Below are 26,958 nucleotides of genomic sequence, written 5' to 3' on the forward strand. Positions count from 1 at the left end.
ATTTGCGAGCTGATTGCGAGGAGAGAACGATGTTAGGTGTGTGTTATTACCCAGAGCACTGGCCGGAAACCATCTGGGCTGACGATGCCCGCGAAATGGCGGAGCTGGGTCTGAAGTATGTGCGGATCGGCGAATTTGCCTGGTCGAGATTAGAATCGTCACCGGGCGTATTTCAATTTGACTGGCTGGATCGCGCCATTGAGACTCTGGCTGGCGCCGGCTTAAAAGTCATTATGTGTACCCCAACCGCCACGCCGCCGAAGTGGCTGATTGATTTATACCCGGATATTTTACCGGTCGATATTAAAACCGGCACCGTGCGCGGTTTTGGCTCACGCCGCCACTGCGACTTTTCCAGTGAAAACTACCACCGTGAATCGATGCGCATTTCCGAAGTACTGGCCAAACGTTACGGCCAGCATCCGGCGATTTGTGGCTGGCAAACCGACAATGAAATTGCCTGTCACGACACCGCCCATAGCGGCAGCCACAACGCAAAAATGGCCTTCCAACGCTGGTGTGAAGCGCGTTATGGCGATGTTGATACCCTCAACAGCGCCTGGGGCAATGTATTTTGGTCGATGGAATATCAAACCTTTGGGCAAATTGAACTGCCGATATTAGCCGTCACCGAAACCAGCCCGGCGCATCAATTGGCCTACCGGCGTTTTAGCTCGGACATGGTGGTGAAGTTTCACGATGAAATGGTCGATATTATCCGTGCCCATGCGCCAAACCAGTTTGTGACGCACAACTTTATTCCAATGCACGACACCCAAACCGATAACTTTGCGCTCTCGAAAAAACTCGATTTTGTCAGCTACGACAACTACCCACTCGGTCGCACCGATTTGTTTTTTGCCGATGCCCCCACCGCACAATTTAAAAAATATATGCGCACCGGCCACCCGGATTTTTCCAGTTACGCCTTTGATCAAAGCCGCGGTATCAGCAAGCGAGGTTTCTGGGTGATGGAGCAACAACCTGGCCCGGTGAACTGGGCCCGACATAACCCACGGCCAGAAGCAGGCATGGTGCGGTTATGGTCCTGGCAGGCCTTTGCTCACGGTGCTGAAGCGGTCTGTTATTTCCGTTGGCGTCAGGTGCCGTTTGCGCAGGAGCAAATGCATGCGGGTATAAAAAGAACTGATAACTCGCGGGCAGCGGCGCATAAAGAAGTGGCGCAAGTGCGCGATGAGCTGAAGTTATTAGCACCTTTCACCGACCATTTCAGCGGCGATTTAGCCACGCTGCCATTACAGGCAAAAGTAGCCATTGTGATGACCACCGAGAATCAGTGGGTCACCGAAATTGAACGCCAGGGCGATAGTTTTAATCAGCATCAGGTCGAATTTAGCTGGTACAGCGCCTTGCGCCAGTTGGGTTTGGCGGTTGATTTTGTCTCGCCTGAGCATGATTTAACGCCTTACCAACTGGTGATAGCGCCATGCATGCCAATTGTCAGCCAGGATTTTGTCGACCGCTGTAAAGCGACTTCAGCAACTTTGGTGTTTGGCCCGCGCAGTGGCGCCAAAACGGCAGAACTGAGTGCAGTGCCCAATCTTGGCCCTGGTTTATTGCAGCAGTTGATTGATGTCAAAGTGCTGAGCACCGAAACCATCAGACCAGATTGTTATGCTGAGCTGCAGCTTGATGGCGACCAAACCAGCTACCAAAGCAGCCGCTGGCGCGAAGAATTGGCACCCGGTGCTAACGTTTTGATATTGGCGCGCGATGAATTCAAGCAACCTGCAGTAGTCCAGCAGGGTAATGTGGTGTATGTCGGCACCTTAAGTTGTGAAGAGTTTTTAATTGCGCTGTTCCGTCAGCTGGCTGAAAGCGTAGGATTGCCGATGTGGCAACTCGGCAGCGACCTTCGCACCATGCAACGTGGCCAGCTGCAGTTTGTGTTTAACTACGGCGCCACAATGCAGCAGTTTACCGCCCCGGAAAATGCAGAATTTGTCATCGGCAGCAGCAACTTGCAGCCTTATGACGTGGCGGTATTGCGGCTAAGTTAAAGAAGTAGATGTTGAGTGGATGGTGTGGGCGAGGATTGTAAAATAGTGGTGGAGGCGATTCGCTTATCCACCACCAACAAAAGAAAGTCTTACTGCTTACTCACATTCACCGGCATGCTCTTTAACGCCTGCTGCGCTGCTGCAGTTTTCAGTAGTTCCAGCAACATCGGGTCGGTTTGTGGATGAGCGGCCAGATATAACTGGATTTGCCGTACCACCTGGCGCGAGGCGAAAAACTGGGTTTGCCGCACTTTGAGATCGGTCAGCGATTGAAAATCCGGTTCAAACGCCAAGGTCAGCTGTGCCCGGTTAATCTGTAGCATTTTCCACTGAGCGTTGACATCTTTCACCAGGATCAAGTTTTGGTCAGGAACAAAACCCAGCTGCTGCAAGGTGCTGTCCATCACGCTACCAGCCACAGCTACAGCTACAGCGATAAAATCCTGCGGCGATTTGCCTTGTTGGATTTGCTCTATCACGGTGTGGTCGGCGGAAAAGTAGCGGTAGTCAGCATTGATGAGCGGCGCCAACCAGATAAACAAATGTTCGCGCGCCGGTAAGCGAGCCAGAGAGTAAATCAAGGTATTGGGCTGACTGCGGGCTAGTTCGAATGAACGCGCCCAGGGTAACACTTCGGTACGACAGGGCAATCCGGCGCTGCGCAAAATAGCCTCCACTTGTAAATAGGCTGAGCCAGCCACCACTTGGTGGTTCTTTACCACCTGATGAGGTGGTAAATCTTCGGTCAATACCCTGAGTCCACAAGCTTCGCTCTGTGCTGCCAGCAAAGCGCAAGCTAACACACTGAATATCCATTTCTTCATGAGTGCCTCCGGTTGAATATTTCAGTATAGCCAGCCAGAAAAAACACCACAGAACTTCAGGCTACTAATCGGAAAATCCTTTTTTGTGAGTCTGCCAGCCGTTAAAACTGACATAAAAAAAGCCAGTCACCGGGGGTGAACCGGTTACTGGCTAAACACACAACGCAGGAGAACTATTTTTCCAACACCGCCTCGAACCGGCCAGCCCAACGGGTTTGCTGGCCAAAGGCGAATTTGTTGAGTAGCAGCGCGAAGGCGACGCAGCTAAATAAGGTGACGGGCATCAGATGGATGTAATGCACAGTGGTATAAAAAGGCGAAAAACTAAACGTCAGCGAACCATACAGCAGCACACCAAAAATCACCGCGGCGATGGCTGCCCGGGCATCAACATTGGTAAACAGCAGGCCAACGATAAAAATCGACAGAATCGGCATACTCAGCAAACCGTTTAACTGCTGCAGCAAATTGATAATGCTGTCGGCTTGCTGATAAACCGGCACCAGCACTAAGGTCAGCACCGTTAAACCCAGCGTCACGTAACCGCTGAGCTTAAACACATTGGGGTTTTTCTCGAAATAAGCCTCGTGAATGTCACACACGTATAAGGCGGTCGCGGAATTCAGCAGGCTGTTGTAAGTCGAAAGTACCGCTGCCGCCATCGCTGCGGCGAAGACGCCACTAAGCCAGCCCGGCATTAAATCGCCGACAATCCTGCCGTATGCTGCATCGCCAATATCGCCATAAAGTTTATAGGAGACAATACCCGGCACCACCACGATCGCCGGCACCACCACAATACGGATAATGGCCGCAGCAAACACACCTTTTTGCGCTTCTTTGACATTCGGTGCCGCCATCGCGCGCTGCGTAATGGTTTGATTGGTACCCCAATAATACATCTGGATAAAGATCATCCCGGTCAGCAGCGTTTGCCAAGGCAGCGGCGAATCGGCATCGCCAATCAGCGTCAGTCGCTCCGCCGGAATACCAGAGAAATCAAAATCAATGGCGAACAACGCCAGCACGACCACCAGCACCGCCATACCCAGCACTAATACGCCATTATAAGTATCGGATACGGCCACTGCGCGCAAGCCACCAAAGAAGGCGTAGACAGCCCCCACCAAAGCGAAAATCAGCGCGATATACATCAGCGGAATATCCACTTTAAACATGGTTTGCATTAATAATGCACCGGAATAGACCACCGCCGGCATGTAAATAAAGGCATTGCCCAAGAAGAACAAACCGCCAATCACCGCACGGATGTGCTTGTTATGATAACGTTTTTCCAGAAGTTCAGTGGTGGTGGTGCATTGATAGCGGTAGTACACCGGAATAAATACTTTGGCCAGAATAATCAGACCAATCACCGCCGCCAGCTCCCACCACACCAGCAACATCATTTGATTGCCGTTCATGCCGACCAGCTGATCGGTGCTTAAATTGGTTAAGGTGATAGAACCCGCGACAAAAACCCAACTCAGGCCACCACCGGCCAGAAAATACTCTTTGTTCTGACTGTTTTCATCACGTTTTTGCCCGCGGCATTTCACATAAGTGAGGCCACCAATCAAGGCACTGACGATAATAAACACCGCCAGCTGAATCATGTTATCGGACATCTTGTACCCACAATAGTTATAATTTTAAAAACGAAGGCTCAGCCATGTGCGCTGCGGCTGATTTCCAGTTTGATACTTTTAAGCAGTTGGCTGCCAGGGTGCTGTCCGTTTGGCCGCTGCCCGTCGGGTTGAAGGTTATGCAATTGGATCAACCGGTTAAGCCTGGTAATCGACAACAACATCGCGTGTAATAACAACAGATAACCCTGTTGATGCAACTGCTGTAACTGTTCGGCGCTGAGTAGCTGCAGTTTGTCTTCATCGACGGTCGCCAGCCCTTTAATCAACTGGCTGCTACCATCGGCTTGCAACAAATGCAGGTCTAACTCTTTGATCAGGCCCAGCGCGTTCACTGTTTTTACAAACTGAAATGTCAGATATTCCTGTTGTAAGTCTTTATCCAGCATGGCTTTTTTCCGACGCAGATAATCCGATGGCTGGCCATTTTCAGTAAATAACGGCATCGCACCTGGTGCGGCCCCCTGTTGCAGCACCCTTGAATCATCTACCAGCATCAACTGTGATGGATCTGCCCCCAACAGCAGCGGATAAGTCTGCATGCAGACCGGCTGATAACTACCAAGCCATTGGCCTTGTTGCAGCCACAGATTCTGCGCCGGCGTCACGCTGTATAACCCCGACAATAACCATTGCCCGGTCTGCAGATGACGGCTGAAAAATACCGCAACATCGGCCATCACCTGGCTAATTTCGCCAAGCCGCACATTGAGCAAATGCTGCGACGCGGCATAGACCAACGCGGCATCAGCCGTCACAACAGTATCCAGGTGACTGGTAGCAGACAAAGGTATGCGCATGTCCATCAATTACCCCCGACTACCGGCTAACCAGCGGTTGATATAATCACGATGCGGCGGCAAAGTTTGCAGCATTTGCGCTGTCAGCTGCTGATTGCGGCGGATAATTTGCTGCGCCTGCGCCTGCTGCTGATACAAATAAGCCTGCGCCGTAAAGTCCGGTTTAAAACCCATGCCATACAACACGTATTGATAACTGGCCGCCGGAAACAACTCCAGCGCCCCATGAAAATCGGAAATCTGCGGCCCGCGGTGTCGCCACAGCTGTAAATCATCCAACAAACTTTGCGGAATAGTGGCCGGGTCCAGATGTGCCTGCCAATAAGGCTCTGGTCGTTTGGTCAACATATAATGCAATTTCAGAAAATCCAGGATCCGCTGCCAGCGATATAACATTTGCTGATTAAAACGACGCGCCACTAATGGCATGGTCGCTTGATCTGCCGGTAAGTTGTCGGCAACAAACCGCGCCGAAATTTCCACCAGCATAATGGCGGTGGCTTCCAGCGGCTCGACAAAACCGGCCGACATCCCAATCGCCACACAATTGTGTTGCCAGAATTTAGTGCGGTGGCCAGTCGCAAAACTGATTTTGCGGGCTGCAACGCCTTCGGCAGCCTTGCCGATGTAACGCCGCAAATTAAACTCAGCTTCATCGTCACTTAAATATTTCGCGGCATAGACATGCCCTACACCACGACGATGGGTCAGGCCAATATCCCAGATCCAACCGGCATTTTGGGCTGTGGCAATGGTATGGCAAGGAATAGGCGCATCCGGGCTGTCGTAAGGCACCTGCATCGCCAGCGCGCTATCGTTAAACAACAAATGATCAACAGATTCAAACGGCACGCCTAAGGTTTTGCCCAATAACAATGAAGCAAAACCGGTGCAGTCAATAAATAAATCGGCTTCGATAGGCATGGAACCATCGGTCAAATGCAAGGCTTTAATCTGACCATCGGCGGTTAATTCGCAGCGCTCAACGGTGCCAATACGCTGCTCGACACCCAGTTTGGTTTTACAGTGTTGTTTGAGTAAATCGGCAAATGCACCAGCATCCAGATGATACGCATAATTACATTGCCCCTGATATTCCCCCTCGGCCAACGACCGTGGAGCCAGCCCGGCTTCACAAATCTGATGCTGAAAATTGCTGTCAATCGCGAACTGACTGACATCGTCGACATAAGGCGCTAAATCAATTCGGCCGTAGCCCATCGGCACGGTAAAAGGATGGTAATAGAATTCTTTGTTGCAGTTGGTGTTACTGCTTGGATCACTGCGGTCTTGCGCATCAGATCGCACCCAATTGACAAATTTTCCGCCTTGTTTAAACACGGCATGGCAATGGGCAAACACATCGGCTTCTTTTAAGCCAATTTGCTGCAAGGTATTTTTCATCGTTGGCCAGGTGCCTTCACCAACGCCGATGGTTGGAATATCGGCCGACTCCACCAACACCACCTGCAACCCGTCGGCGGTATTGCTGCGATGCTGTGCGGCGATAATGGCGGCGCTTAGCCAGCCGGCGGTACCACCACCGACGATAACCAGTTTCTTGACTGCTGTTGTCATCAGGTTCTGACTCTTATCCGGGATTTTTACAACCTAACATGCCGGACGAGCCTGCAACAACAGGCGGGTCCGGCAACGTCAGTCACAGATTGATCCGGGACAGCACAAAGTGCCGCCCGGTGTTTTCATCAGAACGAACCGCGTACGCCAACAGAATAACGCGAGCCGTTATCTTCGACCGAGTAAATCTGGTTCTTGAAGCGACCGGTTTGCACCAGTTCTTCTTCAGTGATGTTGATCCCTTCGATAAAGAACGTCAGATACTCGTTGTAGTCATAACTGGCGCTGATATCCCACTGGCCAAAAGTTTCGGTGTTAATCGGCTCGCCGTTAAAACCGTTATCCAGTGCCCGCAGGAAACCTTCGCGGTTGTTAAAGGCGATCCGCGCCTGCCACACATCCTGTTCATAAAACACCACCAGGTTTTGTGAATCGCCAAGTCCTTCCAACGCAAAACTCTGGGTGCTGTCAGCGGTGACTGACAAGTCGCTGTCAACAACAGTGGCGTTGGCAGACGCGCCAAAACCATTGTCAAACATGTGGGTCAGGGCAATTTCATAACCGGTGATACGTGCTGACTCGCCGTTTTGTGGCCGGGTCACAGTGTAGATTTCCGATGAACCGTTCAGCTCATTGGTCGTGCCCACAACTGCGGTGTTACAAAGGGGAGAATTGGCCACATTACAACCAAAGGCCGGGCCGGTGCGGCTGGTCATATTGTAAGTTTCAGTACCGGTCAGGGTAACAATAAAGTCTTCCACTTCTTTGCTGAACACAGCAAAGCTAAACAGGTTGGTATCGTTGTAATACCATTCATACGAAATATCCCAGTTTTCCGCCTGGAACGGTTTTAACGCCGGGTTACCGCCGCTGGCCGTCAGGTTCTGCCGGCGTGGTTCGTTAAAAGTGGTGGCCGGGGACATCTGATCCATGGTTGGACGGGTGATGGTGTCGTAGCTGGCAAAACGCAGCACCATATCTTCAGCAATCCCAAGCTTAATATTCAGATTAGGCAGTAAATTCGAGTAGCTGGTGCCTTGATTGATGGTAGTCGCAGGACCAAACACGTTGGCAAACAAAGTTGCATCCGCTGTTGGCACGATGTCAGTGACAAAACTCTGGATCGCCATCACCGACACATCCGTCGACGCATAACGCGCGCCCAGATTCACCGTTAACGGCATCTCGCCCAAATCATATTGCAGGGTGAAATCCATATACAGGCTGGTGATGTCTTCGTTGATGGTGTACCTGTTGTTTTGCAGTGCAGTGACAATAGGGAAACCAGAATCCGCCAGGAACTGGTTCATTTTGTCACCATCATAGGTATAGAAGGTATCAATCAAACCAGGGAAGAAGTTGTTGGCGGTATAGGATTTGAAATCAATTTTATCCAGTGGTGCCGCAGTGCCATAACCACAGAACACGCATTGCGAGCCTAAGATCTGGAACGCTGATTTTTCCCGCTCCTGACGATAAGCACCAAAGTTGGCTTTTTCAAACACGCCGTTTTCAGCGATGTATTCAAAATCTGCTTTAAATTCATTGATATCATCGGTATTGGTCGGCTGATTGCCTTTTTCGTTGTAGTGCATCCGCGCGCGGCTGGCATTCGGCAAGCTGCCGTTGACAAAACCGTCGTGGGCGACTGTTGGTAAACCGCCGGTGGCATCAAAGGTATAGTTATTGATCATGCCCACCACGTTAAAGCGGTCGCGACCTGCACGGTCGTTTTCAGCGCTGGTGGTAGAAATATCAAAATCAGCTTTCAATTTTTCGTTGATGGTCCATTCAACATTTAAACCAAAAGCATCATTGGTCACATCACGTGAGTTGCGGGTATGCGACACAAAGTCAGTTGCCGGATCACCGCTGCCCTGGTGTAAACCTACTTCCTGAGTAAAACGCAGCAAGGTGCCGGTGGTTGGATCAATGTCGGCGCTGCCAACGCGATCCGGTTCAAACCAGGACGCTAAGTCAGTCACCTGCGAATCCACTTCAAACTTCGACACCAGACCGTCCAAAGTCACAGTCACATCTTCTGATGGTGCAAATTGCAGCACTAAGCTAGCGTTGGTCCGTTTGCGATCTTGCTCGTCGATGATCTGATCCCAGTTACGCGGGATATAAGCATTACTGAACAGCACACCGTCTTCTTTATTCGAAATCGTCTGACCGCCGCGCCAACCTGCGGTTGCGATTTGATTGACCTGTACTTTGCGTTGTTGCTGACTGACCGCCAGCAACACACCAAACATATCGTCGCCAAAAGTGTTACTAATCAGGAAGGAGCCTGAGGGAGAGGTTTCTTCTGACAGGCTTTCGTACATGCCTTTGATCGACCCTGCAATACGTAAATCGTCGTAATCAAAAGGCCGGGCTGTGGTCACATTAATAGTGCCGCCGATGCCACCTTCCTGCAATTTAGCCGAGGTACTTTTATAAACGTCGGCGCCGGTGATTTGATCGGCCGCCAGCACGTCAAAGTTAAATTCACGACCCGCACTGTCCGTAGCCAGTTGCCGGCCATTGACCAACACGGTATTAAACTGCGGACCAAAACCACGAATGGTCACAGCTTGACCTTCACCACCACTGCGGTCAATCGACACCCCGGTGATCCGTTGTAGCGATTCCGCCACGTTTAAATCAGGGAATTTACCCAGGTCTTCTGCTTTGATCCCGTCCGACACAACAGACGATGATTTTTTATCTTCCATCGAAGATTTCAGACTGCTGCGAATACCTGACACCGCAATCACTTCAATTTGTTCCTGCTCTGCTGCAGGCTGCTGCGCCTGCTGTGCCATCGCCTGAGTGCTGAACAGACTGGCAATTGCAACGCTTAACGCCGTTCTTTTACTGATAGTTGATATTTTATAGTTATGCATGATGTAACACCCTGTCCTTTTTTTGATTTTATCTGTCGTCTGTCTTATTAGCCTATTTATCTTATAAATACTTCAATTGTGATTAAACTTCAACCTTTTTTACGTCTTTTGCCGTCTGAGGGTCGGTAGCCGGTTGTCGCTACCCCGGTCTGTTTATTCGAAACTGTGGTCTCTGCCAAAGGCGTAGACGATTTGCTGCTGCCAGATTTGTCCGGCAACTAGTAATGCGGAAGGAAAATCCGGACGATTGGGTGCATCCGGCCAGTGCTGCGCCTCCAGGCATAAGCCTTGCCGGGGCATAAAAGGTGCCGTCAATCCATGCCCGGCGTAAAACTGTAACCCGGGTAAGGTACTGCTGACTGTCAGACTGATGTTACTCAGCGGAGAACTTAAGATGGCCATCTGCTGCATTACGGGCAGCGGTTGGTTCTGTTCATGCGTCTCAGACCCACCAATTTGCGGCGGGAACAAATAACAGTGATCAAAACCACCAGTCTGGCGCAGCTGCGGATCAGCCTCTGCTAACTGCCGGGCAATTGATGTAGGCTGGCGAAAATCAAAAGCGGTCTCCGCCACCGCCTGGCGCTGCCCCGTTGGGATCAGGCTGGCATCCACCGGCAAAAATGAATCGGCAAAGATCTGCAACTGATGGCCATCGATCCCGGCACTGCCATCCAGATTAAAATAACAATGATTGGTGAGGCTGATCACGGTACTGCTGTTGGTGGTGGCTCTGAATTGGATCTGCAGTGCGGTACCTTGCAGCCTGATCTGTTGCCACACCGACAGATCGCCCGGAAAACCACAGTCACCATCGGCACTGTGTAAAAACAGCAGCAGCTCGTCCGCCGATTGCTGCAGCACTTGCCACGGCCTGTGGCTAAAACCCTTGCCACCATGCAAACAATGTTCACCGCCCGCCGTCTCCAGTTGCCGGATCTCAGCACCAAACCGCAATAGTCCACCGGCAATCCGATTGGCATAACGGCCGATTGTTGATCCCAAAAAACCATCATTCTTAATATAATCATCAATTTGTGGATGGCATAACGTCAACTCTTGCCCATCGAGCTGAATCGAACGAATAGTGGCACCGTAAGCCAATACTTCGACCCGCAAGCCAGCCTGGTTTTGCAAAATGAGAGGAGTCATGACCGGATTGGGTATCGGTGAAGAAGAACTCAGGTTGAATGAAACATCGGGTAAAGAGCTTTGCATCTGACTGCCTGCCAATAAATATACTATTTATCAGACAATATAACATCAACACACCCTGCCAATGCAAGCCTGTTGCAACAGAAAATAGTCAGGGAGAGCTTTTTAATCTGGATGTTTGAGTGAAGATGCTGAACAATAGCGCCCTGTATCAAAAGGAGCATATTATGTTACACAGGAAAATTATCGCGGCAGTTTTGTTAACAATCTCGTTAGGAGCCTGCACATCTACTTATTTACAACAAAGTTATACTGACCCAATCGCCTACAATTTAACGCAGCCGCAACTGCAGCAAGCAATCATGGAAGCAGGTATATCACGAGGCTGGATCATGACGCCTGTCAACCCGGGTGAAATTAATGCGGAGTTGAATATTCGCGCGCATAAAGTCATTACGTTAGTGAAGTACGACGCCACTTCGTTTTCTATCAACTATGTTGATTCAGTGAATATGAATGCTAAAAATGGCAAGATCCATCGCCAATATGCAAACTGGATCAACAACTTACGCCAGGACATCAAAGTCAAAATGAATTTGGTCAGTTATCAGAACGCAACGAAATAATACCGGCGTTACCACTCGCCGGTTTTGAGGATCCGCACCACCACAAAACCGGCAGTCAGCTGATGCGATTTTGCAAATAACGGGCTATCAGCATAGACGGCATCAGCCAGATAATCGTACCTGCTATATACACCAAATCGCCAATCACCTTGTTGCAAGGTCATCCCATTGGCAAACCGCCAGCCGCTGCTACCACTTGTTGCGGTATAAACAGGCCTGCTGCTGGTTTGATACTGCGGCGCCACGCCATAAAAGTATTGATGATAAGCACTGCTGCTATGCGCATAAGCCAGCGCTGAGCTAAATTGCAGTTGTGGATAAATCTCACGCTCATAACGTAGCTGCGGTTCTACCCGCCAGCCGATCGACTCGGCTTGTTTAAAATCAGTGGCGACTGCAGCTCTGACCGGCAGATGCACTGCCCAGTGTTCGGCGATATCTATTTTAAGTACCGGCCCGGCTTCGCCAATCCAGTCCAGCACCGGCATCCCAGCCCGCAGCAGATTGTCGTCATTATCGACCGCTAAAGCACCGGCCAAACTTAAATCGATGGTCCAGCCATCACCTTGTGCCAGCAAACCGCTGGCACCGAGCCTATCAATCTGCAACTTCGGACTGCGATAAGTGATATAGGGTACAGGCAGCACAAAACGACTGGACTGCGCCGCTCCAGGGTAATGTGGTTGCGAGCCAACAAGCACGCCGACACCCAACTGATAATCTCCGGCATGCGCCTGTTGCTGGCTTATCAAGCCACCACTCAGCAGCAGCGCCAGCAGCCTAATGTTTTTGACGCCTGTTTTCACGGCGGTGTTGCCTGAACCTGGACAAATGGGTAAACCCTGCAGACGATTCATCAGCAGCCGTCCTGCCAGTTGCGGAAAATCAACGAGGTATTAATGCCACCAAAAGCAAAATTATTGCTCATCACATAATTGGTCTGTAGTAGCCTGGGTTGCCCGATAATGTAATCGAGTGGTGCACAAGCCGGGTCGACCTGGGTCAGATTTAACGTCGGTGCATACCAGTTTTCCTGCATCATCATAATGCTGGCCCAGCTTTCAATCGCACCGCAGGCACCTAAGGTGTGGCCAAGATAACTTTTCAGGGAACTCAGCGGTATGTTGGCACCAAATACTTGATGCGTTGCTTCAGACTCGGCGATGTCACCGCGATCAGTCGCAGTGCCATGCGCATTGACATAGCCAATGGTCGAAGGCTCCAGCTCAGCATCGGCCAACGCCAGCCGCATCGCTTGTTCCATCGTCGGCGCCGATGGTTGCGTCACATGTAAACCGTCTGAATTGGTACCAAACCCCACCACTTCAGCATAAATTCTGGCGCCGCGGGCTAACGCATGTTCAAGTTCTTCCAGAATTAACGTACCGGCACCTTCGCCAATCACCAGGCCATCCCGTTGTTGATCAAAAGGCCGTGGCGTTAATTCCGGCTGGGTATTGCGGGTGCTAGTGGCATACAAGGTGTCGAATACGGCGGCTTCGGTCACACACAACTCTTCAGCACCACCGGCCACCATCAGTGTCTGGCGGCCAAATTTAATCGCTTCGTACGCATACCCAATACCTTGTGATGCCGAAGTACAGGCGGAACTGGTGGTATAAATCCGGCCTTTGATGCCAAAAAACACCCCTAAATTGACGGCCGTGGTGTGCGCCATCATCTGGATATAGCTGGTGGCGGTGACGCCGGCCATGGTCTGATGCTCCAGCATCCGGCCAAAAGCGGTGATAGGTTCGGTACTGCCGGTGGATGAGCCATAGGCAATACCACAACGGCCATCGGTCAGCGCTGGATGGCCCAGTAAATCTGCGTCTAGCAGCGCAACTTCGGTGGCGCGGGTTGCCATTAACGACACGCGGCCCATTGAACGGATTAGTTTGCGCGAATAATGCGCCGGACGCACAAAATCCAGCACCGGTGCGGCCAGCCGGGTATTCAGATCGGCATAACAGTCCCACTCAGGCATCTGGCGGGTGGCACTACGTCCTTCGGTGATATTTTGCCGAAAAGTTGGCCAATCCTGACCCAAGGCGGTAATGGCCGACATACCGGTCACAACAACACGTTTCATTAAATCATCCCGCCATTGACTGAAATGACCTGCCGCGTAATGTACGCCGCCGGTTCAGAACATAAAAAGCTGACAGTGGCTGCAACTTCTTCCGCTTTGCCAGCGCGGCGCAGCGGGATCATTTGCATCATCTCGTCCAAGGGTAAATCGGCCACCATATCGGTTTCTATCAAGCCTGGCGCGACACAATTGACGGTAATTTTGCGCTTGGCCAGTTCCAGCGCCAGCGCTTTGGTGGCGCCAATCAAGCCAGCTTTGGCTGCTGAATAATTGACCTGGCCACGATTGCCGGCAATGCCAGATACCGACGAAATAGTGACAATCCGGCCGCCTTTACGCAGCTGGATCATCGGCATCACCAGCGGGTGTAATACATTGTAAAAACCGTCCAGATTAGTGTGGATCACCTGGTCCCAATCTTGTTCCGTCAGCGCCGGAAAAGCACCATCCCGGCTGATACCGGCATTGCACACCACCGCATAAAAAGCACCATGTGCTGCCACATCCTGTTCCAGCACTTCTCGGGCGGTGGCCCGATCAGCCACATCAAATTGCAGCAAATGCGACTGCCGACCCATGGCTTTAATTTCTTCGACCACAGCAGCGGCGCTGGTAGCATCCGAACGACAATGCACCGTCACATCAAAACCATCTTTGGCCAGCTGCAGCGCAATAGCGCGACCAATACCTCGACCGGATCCGGTGACCAGACAACGTTGCATTTACGACTCCTTGAGCCAGTCGAGATGATTCTCTGGCTGAAACACATTTAAATTGGCTTGCACCAACACCACGCCATCGGCGGTAATTTCACATGAAAACACACTTAAGCCTGAATTTTCCATTACCAGCTTGTGCGCACTGATTTCCAGCGTGCTGCCCGCTTGGAATACCGTCACAGTCGGCTGATATTTGCGACTGCCAAGTAAAAAGCCAATTTTAATCGGCTCTGCCTTCGATAGCGCCAGCGCACCGGCATAACAGGCCACAGTTTGCGCCATATACTCCAGACCCACATAAGCAGGCACACCACCAAGTTCAGAGCGGTAAAATGGGCTTTGTTCGCTGATATCAACCGCGCACAACACGGAATCGCTATGGGCATGGCTAAAACGGCTTAATAAAATCATCGGGTGTTCATGGGGCAATAACTGCTCCAGAGCGTATCCGGTTATCATCAACGTATTCTCGAATCTATGTAGCTAACACAATTTAGTTAGCACCATTTAGTTAATACAATGGCTGCGTTATTCCCGCCAAAGGCAAATGAATTACTGAGACAGCTGCTCACCACCTGACGCTGGCCAGGTTGCACAAAATTCAGTGGTGGCAAAGCCAGATCCGCAGCATTATCCCGTACCTGCGGCACTAAATCATCAAAGACATTCACGTCAGACAATAACAGCCAACATAAGCCGGCTTCAATGGCTCCCGCTGCACCCAGCGTATGACCGGTGATACTTTTACTGGAACTGGCTGGCACTGCTGCCGCGCCTAGTCGCTCTAACACGGTACTTTCCATCGCATCATTGAGCGGTGTCGCCGTGCCGTGCAGATTAATGTAACCCAGCTCACTGGCTGCCAGACCCGCTTCCGTTAAGGCTTGCCGAATCGCGGTTTCTGCACCTCGCCCTTCCGGATGTGGTGCTGACATATGATAGGCATCGGCAGCTGCCCCAACACCAGCAAGGCGGATTAGCGGATTCCTGGCTATTTCAATTGCCGACGGGTCAACGACATCGGGCTCACGCTCCATTAAAAACAGCGCCGCCCCTTCGCCAATATTAATGCCATCCCGTGCCGCGCCAAACGGCTGGCAATAACCAGCAGCAATAGATTCCAGTGCGGCAAATCCCTGTAACGTCATTCGGCACAGCGAATCCACCCCGCCAACAATCACCGCATCTGCTAATCCGGCGCGCAGTAAATTACGGGCGCTGATTAAAGCCCGAGCACTGGACGAACAGGCCGTTGAAATAACGTACGCAGGACCGGTTACCTTCGACAACTGGGCGATAAAATTGGCCGGTGCCACCATTTCCTGTTTTTGATAGTCGTAACCGGCTGGCCACTCGCCTTGTTGTAACCGTAGTTCAAGTGCCTGCTCACCTTCAGCAATACCCGAGGTGCTGCTGCCAATCACCACCGCTATCCGATCTGCACCATAAAGCGCTCGTGCGCTGGCCACTTCGGTCTGAATTTGTAACCAGGCGCAATAAGCCAGATGATTGTTGCGGCTATAGACTGCAGCAAAGGCCGGGGCAAAGTCCGGTAATGGCTCAGTCACCGCACCAACCACCACCGGTTGGCCGGCTAACAATAAATCATCGCGCCATACCATGCCCGCTCGACTGCCGGCGACTGCCGCCTGCCACACCTGTTGTTTAGAGGTGCCAAGCGCACAACAGATGCCTAAAGCGGACAGTACCGGTGCGCCGGAGCTTATACTTTTGTTCATAAAAATTCCTGCTCCAACGTCGTCAGTGTCAGCTGATAGTCGGCTTGCTGCAGCACGGTAACCTGACCCACTGCCAGCACACCGCCGCCGCTGATCTGCAGTATTGCTTGCTGTTGTACCGGATCCAATACCTGACGCAGCCCGGCCTGTTCAGTCAGCTGCAAGCCTTGCAAACGTGGTTGTATTTGCGCCACCGGCCATAAACTCCACTGCATTTCTGCCAGTAACCGCAGCGCAAAAGTGCGCTCAGAAAAAGGTGCCACGCCCTGATGTTGCAACTGACCATCGGCCGATAATTGCACCCGCCATAATTCATGACCTACCGGCGATAACGCCACCAGTAACAGTTGCTCTGGCAACATTTGGACACTCAGCAGGAATTCCTGCGTAGTGGTTGCGCTTTTAAACTGCACTTGCTGCAACAATTGTTGTGGCTTACCAGGCCAGCCGGAACTGAGCTGGTACGAACCTCCGGCGACCTGATAAACCAGGCCATGCGCTGGCAACAATTGACAGCTGGCCAGACTAAGCGCCAAGCAGAGTGACAGCCATAATAAAACTAAACAGCGCATATCTCACTCAGGGTTTTCAGCCGCCGTGGAGTATCAGCGACAAATGGATTTTTTTCATCCCAGGCATAACCGGCCAAAATTGACGAAATCATCTGACTGATTTGTTCCTGCCGTTGCTCGCTGAAAATGATGTCCTGAAAACGGCCGTCATACCAGGCTTCGACAAACTGACGAAAGGTGTTGATGCCTTTGCGCAGTGGGATGCTGTACTGGCTATTCCAGTCAACGGTTTCACCGGCCAGGTGCTGAAGCACCAGTGGCACTGCGGTACTGGCTGAGCGCAGTGCAATGGTCACGCCCGACGAAAAGACCGGATCGAGGAACTCACCGGCATTGCCCAGTAGTGCATAACGATCACCCGCCAGCGCACCAACATTGGCGGAATAACCGGTTAAATTGCGCACATCATTAATCGCTTCCGCGTTTGCCAGCAAAGCAGCCAGGTCGGTTTCGTCAGCCACTTTTTGCCATAACGCAGCGGCGGAAGACTCAAATTCCACAAAACGGCTGGTCGCACCTACCACGCCTAAGCTGGCGGTGCCGTCGCTGAACGGGATCAGCCAATACCAGACATCCTGTTGGGTTGGGTGCACGGTGATGAGAATTTTATTGCGGTCGAATGACGGGTCGGTAATACCGTCGCGAATATGACAAAAACAGGCCTGTCGCACCGGAAAACCCGACGGCGTTTCCAATTTTAATAATTTTGGCAGCACCCGGCCAAACCCAGAGCCATCCAGTACAAATCGGCTGGTTAGTTCGCTGACTTCCCCTTGGTCATTGCGCACGCTGAGCGTGACCCGCTGTGCATCCGGATAACTAAAATCAATCACTTCCAGACCATAACGAATATCGACCCCTTGCGCTGCAGCAGCATTTGCCAGCAACTGATCAAAAGGTGCCCGTTTGACCTGAAAGGTGGTGCCTGGGCCAACCGAAGTTTTCCGGGTAAAATCGAACTCAGTGCGCATGCCATTTTTTAAAAATGCCGCACCGTTTTTAAACTGAAAACCAAGCTCAGCAGCGTGCTGCTCCAACGTGTCTAACAAACCAGCTTCGGCCAGAAATTCCATACAATGTGGCAACAGACTTTCGCCGATGGAAAACCGTGGAAAATGCCCACGTTCGACACAAAGCACATTTTTTCCGGCCCGGGCTAATAATGCGCCGGCACAAGCGCCTGCGGGGCCTGCACCTATAATAATGACATCATAACATTGACTATCGCTCATCGGCCCTGCGTCTCCAAATTACCGATCCTTGTTATTAGCGGTGCTGTCAGCACTGCCACCAAAATACCCGTTAAAATGGTTTGGCCAAAACCAGCAATCACCGGTGTCTGACTAAAAGCCAACATGCCAAAGGCCAGCATACTGGTGATGGCTGACAAACCCACCGCCAGCTGAACTTCTGCTGCCTCCAGTTTTGAGGCGAAAAAAATGGCGTAATCCAGCGCCAACGCCACCACCAATAACACCCCAACCAGATGAAACAACGTCAGTGCTTGCCCCAGCAGCAGACTGACATTCAGTGCACTACACACGGCAATTTGCAAAAACAGCGTGATAGCGAATGCGCGCTTGACCCCGTAATACCAACCCAGCAGCAATATCGCTACCACCACCGCCGTTGCCAAGCCGATACTCAATTGATGTCGCACTCCGGCCACTTTCGCCGACGCATCTTCGATCGGATCAAATAGCTGGGCAAAACCCAGCTGCGACAATTGCGCCAATTGTGCTTTGCCAAGGGTTGATTCGCGCAGCAGAATTAAACTGACTTTGGCCGGGGCACCTGCATCCGCCGCAGGAGTGTACAGCTGTTGCTGGACAAAATCGGGTAAATCTTTGGCGGTTAACCATTGCGATATCGGTAATGGAACTGCCACGCCAAGCTGCTGTAAAAACTGCTGCCCGACCGCGGATTGATAAGCCTGTTGCAGTTGTTGCTGTAACTGTTGCTGCGCTGAAATAGTCGGCAACCAGTCAGAAACCGCCTGCCAGTCGCGCAACAAGCCTTGTTGTTGCCATGCCTGCAACAAAGGGCGTAACTGTGATTCTCGTTCCAGCAATTGTTCAGATTGATCAGCGCTGACCAATAAAAACTTGTTATCCCATTGCTGGCCACTTAGTTTCAGCATGTGTTGTTCATGCTGCTTCAGCGTTGGATCCAACTGATTAAAACCGCGTACATCATCGCTGAATTTCACCAGTAGTAAAAACAGCAACGCTGAGAACATGGCACCAATGCCGAATAACATCCAGGCCTGACGCCGGTTAAACCGTTGCCAGAACTGCACCAGTAAATTGGCACCGCGACGGGCGCTGGCGGCAACTTGCAACGACTGCTGCTCAAGCGCCACCGGATAAACAAAACACACCATCAGATAAGCAGCGGTTAATCCGGCCAGCATAAAAACCGCCACCTGATTCAGAATAGTCAACGGCAGCAACAGCAATGCCGCGTACCCGAGCAGCGTCGACAATAAACTTAAACTGAGCCCAGGTAACATCCGCCGGAAAAATGCCGGGCCTTGTTGCACGGCCAGCAAACCGTGAAACGAATAATCAATCGCCACGCCAATCAACGTGGTGGCAAAAACAAATGCCAGTAAATGCGGCGATTCAAAAAACCACACCACTGCTACCAGACCAGCAAGCGCAGCGCTGCCTAATGTGATCACCGCCAATAACAGCGGTTTAGCGCTGGCAAACACCCACCACAGCAACAACACAATCGCCAGCATCGACAAGCCGCCATACCAGCTCATTTCCGCTTTGGCGGTGCTGGCCGCTTTTACCGCATGGAATAACAAGCCACTATGCTGCCAGCGCAGCTCTGGATATTGTTGTTGCAACACATGCAATTGCTGCAGCAGCATGGCATGCAGCGGTACCGCTAACTCGGAATCAAATGGGTCAATCGCCAACTCAGCGTGCAACAGTACAAAGGGTTCATTTTCAAACTTACCTTTTAACCAGCCGGCCGCAGGCGTTAAGGCGTGAAATTGCTGACTTAAACCGCTGGCGGTTTGTTGCATGGCCGCTTGTGACAATAACAACGGATCACGTTCCAGCATATTGTCAGCCAGCGGAAGTGGGCTTAATAATTGCTGCCAGGCGGCGTCAGCCAGGCGCTGATACTGCTGACCCGCTAATTGCTGGCTGGCAGTTTCGGTGGCAATAAGCCCGGCAGCGCCCTGGTAATAAGCTTGCAATTGCTGCCAGTGTTGTTCCGGAGTGATCCAGCGAAGCTGAGGGTTTTGTTGCTGAAATTTTGCGGCAACCGAGGCAAGCTGCGTTTCGGATAAACCGGTCAGTGCCAGCCGGATCTGCCGGTTGGCGCTATGATTGGCGACTAAATCCCGTTGCCAGTCGGCATCGCTTCCCGGAAAAGCGGCCGTGATACTGCTGCTCCAATGTCGCTGCGGCAATTGCCAGCTCAGATAAGCCGAGCAGAGCAGCACCAACGCCAACCAGCAGCTCCAAATCAGGGTGGTTTTTTTCATAAAGCGGTTTTAGCGCTGTCAGGCGCAGCGGTTAATAAAATTTCACTGCGGTTACCGGCAAGCTCGATCAGTTCAATCCGTGAAAGGCTACCTTCACCACAAAGCACAATATGACGGTAAAAATTGGTTAACGGTGCTTGCAGCGGTACCAGCTGCACGCATTGCCCGGTTTGTTCTTGCCCGGAAGGCGCTTGCCCGGCAGAAGATTGCACTGGTTGCAGACTAAAATATTGCTGTAAAAAGGCTTGGTCTTGCTGCAATACAGCCAGCATTAAATGGCCAATCAATTCAGTGCCGGCTTGTAATTGAAAAGTGCCCGCCAGTTGTTGCTGCACGCCTTGTTTGTCGAGTCGCACCGCACTTTGCACCGGCTGTTCGGTGACCCAATCCAGACTTTGCGGCGACAGTTGCAGGTAACCCTGACTTTTCAACGGGCGCTTTAGTCCACGGATCCATTTCTGCTGCGTGAATAACAATTTGCCTTGTGGCAATTGCCACGACGCCATTTGTTGCAGCGCGGTGGCCTGTGGTGTCTGCGCCTTGTCAGAGACTGGGGCAGCAGCAGCAGCGCTGGCCGAAGCCAAAACCCAAAGCAAAAAACCTAAGCGCCAATTCATGCTTCAATCCCAAGTTTGCTGAGCAGTATTTTCGGCGATTCAAAACACAGTTGTTGGGTCGCCTGATCAACCGCCACCTGTACGGTACTGGCTTTGGTCAACGTCTGGCCGCTTTCAACGTCAGTGATGCGGTAGTTGATTTTTAAGCGGTGTTCCCATTCGACTAAAGTGGCAACAACTTCAATCTTTTTACCAAATCGCGCTGAGCCACGGTATTTCAGATTCAGCTCGACAATCGGCCACATGTAGCCAGAAGCTTGCATCTGCGGATAATCATAATCAAAAGTGCGCAGCAATTCGCAGCGGGCAATTTCCAGGTATTTGACATAATGGCCATGCCAGACAATCTGCATGGCATCGACATCAAAAAATGGCACTTCGAGGATCACGCTGACTTTTTTCATCATTTATTCCTGATACTGCTTTTCCTAATTTATACCCAAAATCATTGAAGATGCAGGTAGGCGACGAGTGAGCGAGACTGGAGCGCCAGCCCGGCCCGGAGCATAGCTGTTCTATGTGACTGGGGCGAGTGAGTGAAGTCAACACCCTCGCATCTTTAAGGATGAAGGGTATAAGGCCCAATGCTGGTTCTGAATCGCCTCGATGAGTACCCGTAAACTGCCTTCCAGCGGCCGATCTTCAGTGACCAATGGGTGCTCTTGCTGTAATTGATCCAGCATTTGCTGCAACTCCGGGATCAGACTGTCATGCTGCAGTTCCTGTTGTTGCATCCGGATCTGCACCCCTTGTTGCACCGCCAGTAAGGACGCGGCCATCACTTGTTCGGTCAGCTGCAATACCCGCAGACAATCACGCGCGGCGATAGTGCCCATACTGACTTTATCCTGATTATGGCATTCCGTAGAGCGCGAAAACACGCTCGCTGGCATCGTCAGCTTTAACGCTTCGGCGGTCCAGGCGGAGCAACCAATCTGCACTGCTTTAAAGCCATGGTTGATAAAACGCCGCTCTGGTGCCGCAGCGCTTAAATTCGAAGGCAAACCGTTGTTGTATTTGGTATCCATCAATAGCGCCATCTGCCGATCATGTAAATCGGCCAGATTGGCGACAGCAGTTTTCATGCTGTCCATCACCATCGCGATATGGCCACCATAAAAATGACCACCATGTAACACGTGTTCGCCAATGCCATCAACAATCGGGTTGTCGTTGGCGCTGTTCAGCTCATTTTCGATGGTATGCCGAAACCATGGCAGGGCGTCGCGCAGCACGCCGATAATATGCGGTGCACAGCGGATGGAATAACGGTCTTGCAGCCGGTCGGCATTGCGCGGATGTTCGTAATGATTTAAATCATGGCGGATCCAGCTTGCCACTTCATTTTGCCCCTGATGCGGTTTGACGCTGAACAAAATCTCATCAAAATGATGGCTGTTGCCTTTCAGCGCCAGACTCATCAGCGCGGTGATCCGGCTCGATAAGCGGGTCAGATACTCCGCCCTTTCATACGCCAGACAAGCCAGAGCGGTCATCACCGCCGTGCCATTCATCACTGCCAGGCCTTCTTTTGGCCGCAACGTCAAAGGCGTTAGCCCAAGCTCAGCCAGCACTTCCGCGGCTGGTCGGCGCTCGCCACCAAACATCACGTCACGCTCGCCAATCATTGCGCCTGCCACATAAGACAACGGCGTTAAATCGCCACTGGCGCCGACACTACCTTCTTCCGGAATGCAAGGCACGATGTCTTTGTTCAAAAAGGTCAGCAACATCGCCAGCAAATCACGACTAACGCCAGAATATCCTTGGCTCAACGAACATAATCGGGTGGCGAGCACCGCCCTGCTTTGTGCTTTACTCAGCTCCGCACCCAGGCCACAGCCGTGAAAACGGGTTAAATGGATTGGCAATTCATAGACTTGCGCCAAAGGCACCCGCACCGTCACGCTATCGCCGTAACCAGTGGTCACGCCATAAATCACGCCGTCTTCTACCAGCAATTTATCCAGAAAGGCCACCCCGGCATCAATGCGTTGCCAGAAGTCAGCCTGGTCTGTCAGCTGCACTGGTTTTTCACCACGGGCAATCGCCGTCACGTCATAAACACTGAGCCGCTGTTGCCCAAAACAAATCGCAGCGTCCGACTGTGCTGCTGGGCCAGTTTGAGGGCCGGTTTGGGTCGCCAAAAATTCGGGTGAGTCAAATACGGCAGAATTCACGATGCTGGATCCTTGGCGGCAGTGTCTGGTAACTGCCAAAAATTATAAAAATTAAACCATTGCAATGGGTACCGCAGCGCATAGCGCTCCAATACCTTTGCATATTCAGTAATATACAGTTGCAGCGCCTGCTGCCGGCTTTTACGCGGCAGCACCACCTGTTCGGCGACAAATTCCAGCGTCAGCTGATAACCCTGGCCCTGCCGCACACAAAACAATAAATGCACCGGGCATTCTAATACACTAGCCAGCACCCAGGGCCCAATAGCGAAAGGCGCATCTTGCCCCAAAAATGGCGCATACAGCACTTTATCGGGCGCACTGACCGAAATCCGGTCGCCAACAATCACCACAAACTCGTTTTGTTCAACATATTGTTTGAGCTGCATCACCAGCATCGGATCGATGGTATCGACCTGGATTAAATTCACTTCCACCTGCGGATTGGTCTGATGCAAAGCTTTGTTAAAAGCTGCGGCGTGGCGGGTAAACACCAGCACATGAATTTTGGTCTGGTATTTGCCGGTCGCCATCGCCCGACATAATTCCTGATTGCCCAGATGGCTGCCAATCAGCACGCCACCCCGACCCTCTGCTATCAAATCTGCAAAATGCACTGGGCCTTGTTGTTGAATTTGTTCAGGTTTTATTCGACCTAACCAGCCATCAATTTTCGCCAGTGCTTCCAATGCGAAACAACGAAAATGCCGGAACGCGTCCAGCCAGCCCGGCATTTTCGCAAAAGGGCTGACGTGACCAGAGAACTGATGGACTTTCTGTAGAAAATCTAACGAGGCGCTTCGGGCGCGTTGGTTGGTGCAGACGAAATACCAAAGCACTGGCGTCAGCGCCAGTAAAATCAGAAACTTACCGCCAAGGCGATAACACAGCAGCAAAACCCGGATCCCCAGATAGCTGCCGCTTTCTTGCTGTTGTGCCCAGTGCTCAGACTTTCTCACACCAAATTGTTTCATAGGGTTGCTCTTTGCCACTTGCGCCACAGCAACTTTGGCAAACGCCAGAGCATGCCAAAAAACAGCCGGGTGTGCATTTTGCTGATCAGCCAGTTGTCACGCACCACCATAAAATGCGACCGCCCGCCCGGCGGATAAATCACTTTCGTCGGCACAAACACCACCGGCACTTGTTGCCAGTACAAACGCACCATCACTTCAATATCAAAATCCATCCGCAGGCCAGGCCGTTGTGCTGCAAATAACTGCATACAAGCGGCCAGCGGATAGACCCGGAAACCACACATGGTGTCTTTGACGCTAAAACTTAAGGTTTCAACCCAGACCCAAAAATGGGTGATGTAGCGGCCAATCTTACGGCCGGTCGGGATCGAATCGTCATACACCGGCGCCCCGCTAATCAGCGCTTGCGGTTGTTGCTCTGACAACTGCCACATGGCAGGAATATCGGCAAGATTGTGCTGACCATCGGCATCAACCTGTAGCACATGGCTAAAACCCTGTTCCGACGCCAGCGTTAAACCGGCCATCACCGCGCCGCCTTTGCCGAGATTTTGCGGCAAGGTCAGTAACTGCATTTGCGGTACGGCAACGGCAAGTTCCGCCAGCACTTGTTTGGTCTGTTGATCAGAACCATCATCAACCACCAGCACCGGCAAACCAAACGGCAGCAGCGAATGCACGGTGTGGGCGATGGTATCCGGATGGTTATACACCGGGATCACAAAGCATTGTTTTAAGGCGTTTTTATTCAACAGCCGGTCCCCACTTTAACCGCCCTGATGCCACAGTTCGCTCATCGCAGCGATAACTGAAGGTGCTGGTATCGGCTTTTTGCACATCAAGCTCTAACCGCAGCTGACAACCCGGTTGCACCATCTGTTGAAATTTCAGCACTTCCACCGACACTACCTGCCGGTTGCCGAGCAAAAATTGCTGACTGAATTGCACTGCCCAGTCCAACTGCGCCACCCCGGCCAACACTGGCGCATCGGGGAAATGACCATCGAAATAATGTAAGTCGGCGCTGATGTCCAGCAATAAGCTGATGCCCTGATCGCGGCTTTGTTGCTGCAACAGGTTTGGAAACAGTTTTTTCATGATAAAAACAATAACTCCAGTTGTTGCCGCGGTAATTTGCCCTGGGCATTAAATGGCATACTTTGCACATAACGAAAGCGCCGTGGCAACAATACAGTTTCAAAACGGCTGGCTAAAGCCTGTTTAATTTGTTGGTTGAGAGCATGTTTGCCTGATATCGCTAGCAGCTGCTGGCCAGCTTCTGTCAGTTCGACTACCAACGCCAGTTGCTCACGGCCATGACCTACGCTAACAGGCAAGATCAAGGCTGCAGCCTGGCGCACAAAACTAAGCGAGCTACAAAGGTTTTCAACATCCGCCAGCGACAACCGCTTTTCTGCCAGTTTGACAATCCGATCGACCCGACCTTCCAAACTAAACTGATCCGCAGCATGCAACCTGACCAAATCAGTGGTAGCAAACCATTCTTCTACGAGATAAGGCGATCGCAGCAGCAGACAACCCTGCTCATCCTGCGCCAGCTGCATTCCGGCAAAAGCCTGCCAGGCTGGTACAGTTTCAAAGGTTTGCGTCTGCCGATAACCAATGCCACCGGTTTCGGTACTGCCATAAATTTCAGTGATCGCAAGACCACTTTGCTGGTAAAACCGCGCCGCATCAGCTGTTGCCAGCGGGCCACCAGAGCTGAACACCGCCGCAAACTGTGCCGGAAATTGTTGCACCATCGACACATCATCGTAACGGCTTAAATGCGCCGGGCTGCTGATCAGCATCACCGGTTGCGGCTGCTGCGCCAGTGCCAGCCATTGTTCGGCAAAATGAATCGTCGGCCGCTGTAAAGTCCAGCCAGCAGCAAGTGGCCATAACACTCTGAATAACAAACCATAAATATGCTGATGTGGCACTGTTGATGCCACCAGCATGCTGGCGTGAGCCGCTAAACAATCAAAGGTCTGTTGTAATACCTGAATTTCAGTTTGCAGTTGCCATAAAGATTTGCTCACCAGTTTGGGTTGACCACTGGAACCTGAAGTGAAAAAAACCAGCTCTGCCTGTAACGGCAAGCTGGTGTGGGCAGTGATTTCGTCCGGGTTCGCAAAACTGTTGGCGTCCTGATTTACTGCCGGTAATGCCGTGTCAGCGAGCAGTTGCTCGTCCGCATGTAATACCGCTTGCGCCAGCGTCTCAGGCAAACCATTGGGTGCCAGCACCACGGTTTTCCCGGCCTGTAACAAAGCAAATAACCACAGGCTAAACTCTGCACTATCGTCCAGATACAATAACACCCTGGATCCGGCCATGTTTGAGACGACGTCCCGACAGGCTGCCAGTTGCTCTAGCCAATAGCCGACTGTTATTGCAGAAGCTGCTTCGGACGCTGTGCTGGCAAACAGTGCTTGCGCTTTTGACGGCCAGCGAAAATGCCAGTGTTCAGTCATGTTTTTTAACCTGCTGCCGCACCAGCCATTCGATGCCCAGCAATAATCCCATCAGGCCATAAGCGATGCCGCCGTTATACCAGGCCCACCACTGCCAGTTGCCGACCCATGCCAGCCAAAATGCAATGGTGCCGTTGCCGATAAAAAACAGACACCAGACCTGCGTCACTTTTCGGGTATAGACGATGGCCTTGGGCGGTAAATCGCCTTCCATCAGCCGGGCAAATCGCTCGATCATGGTTGGCGGAAAAAATAACGACCAGCCAAACAGCAGTAACAATCCGGCATTGATCCATACCGGGTAATACAGCAATGCCAGTTCGGTCTGTCCCGCCAGTAACGCCAGCAATAACATCAATAATGTCAGTGCGGCAAAACCACGCTGAGCACTGCTGAGTTGTTTGTTGGCAAGCCGCACCACCACCAATACCAGCAACGGCAAAGGTGCCAGCCACAGCCAGTCGTAACTGACCATGACAAACACCCAGATTGGCACCAGCAAAGCGGCCAGGCTAAACAGCATGTTTTTCAATGGC

General features: G+C 51.7%; 24 protein-coding genes. 2 read left to right on the forward strand and 22 right to left on the reverse strand.

Translation table 11 applies throughout. The annotated features are described in order from the left end of the window. Window positions 1-29: 29 nt before the first annotated feature. The gene (locus tag A5320_RS17995; protein ID WP_068068330.1) at window positions 30-2,021 is read left to right on the forward strand and encodes a beta-galactosidase; all 1,992 of its coding nucleotides are present in this window, start codon (window positions 30-32) and stop codon (window positions 2,019-2,021) included. An 89-nt stretch (window positions 2,022-2,110) separates the two neighbouring features. Here the strand turns inward: A5320_RS17995 and A5320_RS18000 are convergent, their stop codons facing one another. The 6 genes from A5320_RS18000 to A5320_RS18025 form a co-directional block, all read right to left on the reverse strand. Then, window positions 2,111-2,845 carry a hypothetical protein gene (locus A5320_RS18000; protein ID WP_068068333.1) on the reverse strand — a complete coding sequence of 245 codons (735 nt, stop codon included), beginning with the start codon at window positions 2,843-2,845 and terminating at the stop codon, window positions 2,111-2,113. A gap of 173 nt (window positions 2,846-3,018) precedes the next feature. After that, complete coding sequence (locus A5320_RS18005) at window positions 3,019-4,473, reverse strand: SLC5 family protein (RefSeq protein ID WP_068068335.1); 1,455 nt, start codon at window positions 4,471-4,473, stop codon at window positions 3,019-3,021. A gap of 38 nt (window positions 4,474-4,511) precedes the next feature. Next, on the reverse strand, window positions 4,512-5,297 hold the full coding sequence (locus A5320_RS18010) for a SapC family protein (RefSeq protein WP_082971880.1): 786 nt from the start codon (window positions 5,295-5,297) through the stop codon (window positions 4,512-4,514). Between the two features lie 3 nt (window positions 5,298-5,300). Next, window positions 5,301-6,869 (reverse strand): tryptophan halogenase family protein, encoded by a 1,569-nt coding sequence (locus A5320_RS18015; RefSeq protein ID WP_068068337.1) that lies wholly within the window; start codon window positions 6,867-6,869, stop codon window positions 5,301-5,303. Window positions 6,870-6,997: 128 nt separating this feature from the next. After that, complete coding sequence (locus A5320_RS18020; protein ID WP_068068341.1) at window positions 6,998-9,760, reverse strand: TonB-dependent receptor; 2,763 nt, start codon at window positions 9,758-9,760, stop codon at window positions 6,998-7,000. Window positions 9,761-9,913: 153 nt separating this feature from the next. Further along, on the reverse strand, window positions 9,914-10,978 hold the full coding sequence (locus A5320_RS18025; protein ID WP_082971881.1) for an aldose epimerase family protein: 1,065 nt from the start codon (window positions 10,976-10,978) through the stop codon (window positions 9,914-9,916). Between the two features lie 164 nt (window positions 10,979-11,142). Here A5320_RS18025 and A5320_RS18030 point away from each other — a divergent pair, with 164 nt between their 5' ends. Next, window positions 11,143-11,541, forward strand: a complete 399-nt coding sequence (locus A5320_RS18030) for a hypothetical protein (protein WP_068068344.1) — start codon at window positions 11,143-11,145, stop codon at window positions 11,539-11,541. Window positions 11,542-11,549: 8 nt separating this feature from the next. Here the strand turns inward: A5320_RS18030 and A5320_RS18035 are convergent, their stop codons facing one another. From A5320_RS18035 to A5320_RS18110, 16 genes are all read right to left on the reverse strand, one after another. Then, window positions 11,550-12,398: a MipA/OmpV family protein gene (locus tag A5320_RS18035; protein ID WP_068068345.1), complete on the reverse strand. Its 849-nt coding sequence runs from the start codon at window positions 12,396-12,398 to the stop codon at window positions 11,550-11,552. After that, on the reverse strand, window positions 12,398-13,633 hold the full coding sequence (locus tag A5320_RS18040) for a beta-ketoacyl-ACP synthase (protein WP_068068347.1): 1,236 nt from the start codon (window positions 13,631-13,633) through the stop codon (window positions 12,398-12,400). The genes A5320_RS18035 and A5320_RS18040 overlap by 1 nt, the downstream gene beginning before the upstream one ends. After that, window positions 13,633-14,355, reverse strand: coding sequence for a 3-ketoacyl-ACP reductase FabG2 (locus A5320_RS18045; protein WP_068068350.1), 723 nt, complete (start codon window positions 14,353-14,355; stop codon window positions 13,633-13,635). The genes A5320_RS18040 and A5320_RS18045 overlap by 1 nt, the downstream gene beginning before the upstream one ends. Next, window positions 14,356-14,811 (reverse strand): ApeP family dehydratase, encoded by a 456-nt coding sequence (locus A5320_RS18050; RefSeq protein ID WP_068068353.1) that lies wholly within the window; start codon window positions 14,809-14,811, stop codon window positions 14,356-14,358. It lies immediately after the preceding gene. Between the two features lie 38 nt (window positions 14,812-14,849). Then, window positions 14,850-16,091, reverse strand: coding sequence for a beta-ketoacyl-[acyl-carrier-protein] synthase family protein (locus tag A5320_RS18055; protein WP_068068355.1), 1,242 nt, complete (start codon window positions 16,089-16,091; stop codon window positions 14,850-14,852). Then, window positions 16,088-16,663, reverse strand: coding sequence for a DUF3261 domain-containing protein (locus tag A5320_RS18060; protein WP_068068357.1), 576 nt, complete (start codon window positions 16,661-16,663; stop codon window positions 16,088-16,090). Before A5320_RS18060 ends, A5320_RS18055 begins: the two co-directional genes overlap by 4 nt. Then, entirely contained in the window at window positions 16,651-17,895 is a 1,245-nt protein-coding gene (locus A5320_RS18065; protein WP_068068360.1) for an NAD(P)/FAD-dependent oxidoreductase, read from the reverse strand. Before A5320_RS18065 ends, A5320_RS18060 begins: the two co-directional genes overlap by 13 nt. After that, entirely contained in the window at window positions 17,892-20,171 is a 2,280-nt protein-coding gene (locus tag A5320_RS18070) for an MMPL family transporter (RefSeq protein ID WP_068068361.1), read from the reverse strand. Before A5320_RS18070 ends, A5320_RS18065 begins: the two co-directional genes overlap by 4 nt. Further along, window positions 20,168-20,788, reverse strand: coding sequence for a hypothetical protein (locus A5320_RS18075; protein ID WP_068068364.1), 621 nt, complete (start codon window positions 20,786-20,788; stop codon window positions 20,168-20,170). The genes A5320_RS18070 and A5320_RS18075 overlap by 4 nt, the downstream gene beginning before the upstream one ends. After that, a complete protein-coding gene (locus tag A5320_RS18080) occupies window positions 20,785-21,192 on the reverse strand; it encodes an acyl-CoA thioesterase (RefSeq protein WP_068068367.1) in 408 nt (135 codons plus the stop codon). Before A5320_RS18080 ends, A5320_RS18075 begins: the two co-directional genes overlap by 4 nt. A gap of 138 nt (window positions 21,193-21,330) precedes the next feature. Beyond that, window positions 21,331-22,968, reverse strand: coding sequence for an HAL/PAL/TAL family ammonia-lyase (locus tag A5320_RS18085; protein ID WP_231916776.1), 1,638 nt, complete (start codon window positions 22,966-22,968; stop codon window positions 21,331-21,333). After that, on the reverse strand, window positions 22,965-23,942 hold the full coding sequence (locus A5320_RS18090) for an LpxL/LpxP family acyltransferase (RefSeq protein WP_082971882.1): 978 nt from the start codon (window positions 23,940-23,942) through the stop codon (window positions 22,965-22,967). The genes A5320_RS18085 and A5320_RS18090 overlap by 4 nt, the downstream gene beginning before the upstream one ends. Continuing rightward, window positions 23,939-24,697 (reverse strand): glycosyltransferase family 2 protein, encoded by a 759-nt coding sequence (locus A5320_RS18095; protein WP_068068370.1) that lies wholly within the window; start codon window positions 24,695-24,697, stop codon window positions 23,939-23,941. Before A5320_RS18095 ends, A5320_RS18090 begins: the two co-directional genes overlap by 4 nt. Beyond that, entirely contained in the window at window positions 24,690-25,043 is a 354-nt protein-coding gene (locus tag A5320_RS18100; RefSeq protein WP_082971883.1) for a 3-hydroxyacyl-ACP dehydratase FabZ family protein, read from the reverse strand. Before A5320_RS18100 ends, A5320_RS18095 begins: the two co-directional genes overlap by 8 nt. Then, the gene (locus tag A5320_RS18105; RefSeq protein WP_068068376.1) at window positions 25,040-26,422 is read right to left on the reverse strand and encodes an AMP-binding protein; all 1,383 of its coding nucleotides are present in this window, start codon (window positions 26,420-26,422) and stop codon (window positions 25,040-25,042) included. The genes A5320_RS18100 and A5320_RS18105 overlap by 4 nt, the downstream gene beginning before the upstream one ends. Then, the gene (locus A5320_RS18110; RefSeq protein WP_068069075.1) at window positions 26,415-26,945 is read right to left on the reverse strand and encodes a hypothetical protein; all 531 of its coding nucleotides are present in this window, start codon (window positions 26,943-26,945) and stop codon (window positions 26,415-26,417) included. Before A5320_RS18110 ends, A5320_RS18105 begins: the two co-directional genes overlap by 8 nt. Window positions 26,946-26,958: the final 13 nt, after the last annotated feature.

Source organism: Rheinheimera sp. SA_1, assembly GCF_001669775.1.
In the GTDB taxonomy this organism is placed as follows: domain Bacteria; phylum Pseudomonadota; class Gammaproteobacteria; order Enterobacterales; family Alteromonadaceae; genus Pararheinheimera.